Genomic DNA, 1,065 nt, shown 5'->3' on the forward strand with positions numbered 1-1,065 from the left:
TATTATCAACATCAGAACTAAACATGGATCCGCTAAATTTCATTTGAGAAATTCAGTCATACATCCCTCCAAAACTAAAAACAACTCTGCTAAGTTAACGAATCACAAATAGAATAAGTTCTAAAAATTGACAGTATAAAAATGATTAACCGAAAAACGTGACTCATCGATTAATCACTGCTCATTGGAAATAGATACTTAAGCATAGTCAATTGAACATAGTCCCCAGTGAGGTTAGCGTTCAACACCCTTACTTAATCTTAATCTAATGAATAACATTATCAATAATAGTAAACCAAACCGAATATCAATTGTTCCGCCGCTGTAATTATTACTATGTTCCACCTTGGCAATTTTCTCTTCTTTAACTCTCACCTTAAATCGAGCTAACTCATCATCTAAGTTTTTAGTCATATCAGTGACCGCTAGATCAAAACCTTGCATCGATTTTTCTGCTAAGGTTTCATCAATACCTATGGCAGTAGTGCGTTTTTCAAGCTTACTGATCCCTGGCGCTCTAAAGAGCATTTTCCTACTTTTAATGTCAAATACTGCCGTATCGACAAATGTTTGTACGGTATTTTCATTGCCCGGAATCACATACATCCCCACGATTGTCCAATACAATAACGCGGCATTATTCTCTACCGACTGAGTCACTTGATCGTAAGACACCAAGGCCATTACGTCGACATCATATAAACGCCCAACTTGCTCTAATGTGTTAAAACCATCACCACCAGCAAGATAAGTACTCGGAATAACTTCAATGCAGTCAATATAATCATATTGGACAAAAGCCGCTTTCACTTTTTCTAGTAATTCATATTGGTCCTTACTATGCACGGCCTCTTTTTGAAAGCCTGTAGACGGTACAAAGGCAATACCGACTTTTACCGGTAATGTGAGCAATGGAACTTCGGCGCTATGTGCTGAATGGTCATCTTTATTAGGATACAAAAAGTCCATCAGGCTGCTAGAAACAGACTGTTTTCCCGACTGCTGGCTCACCAGCATACTGCATGAAGACAATAATAAAACTGATGCCATCGTACCTAACCATGT

1 protein-coding gene is annotated in these 1,065 nt (G+C 38.0%); it reads right to left on the reverse strand.

Annotation, left to right across the window (positions count from 1 at the left end):
• Window positions 1–234: 234 nt before the first annotated feature.
• On the reverse strand, window positions 235–1,050 hold the full coding sequence (gene rhlP, locus CXF78_RS01595; RefSeq protein ID WP_102035774.1) for a rhombotarget lipoprotein: 816 nt from the start codon (window positions 1,048–1,050) through the stop codon (window positions 235–237).
• Window positions 1,051–1,065 lie beyond the last annotated feature (15 nt).

The sequence above is a fragment of the Shewanella sp. 11B5 genome (assembly GCF_002836795.1).
Lineage (GTDB): Bacteria > Pseudomonadota > Gammaproteobacteria > Enterobacterales > Shewanellaceae > Shewanella > Shewanella frigidimarina.

Excerpts from the sequence above, each read along its gene's own strand:
- rhlP (WP_102035774.1), bottom strand. The coding sequence starts at position 1,050 with ATGGCATCAGTTTTATTATTGTCTTCATGCAGTATGCTGGTGAGCCAG.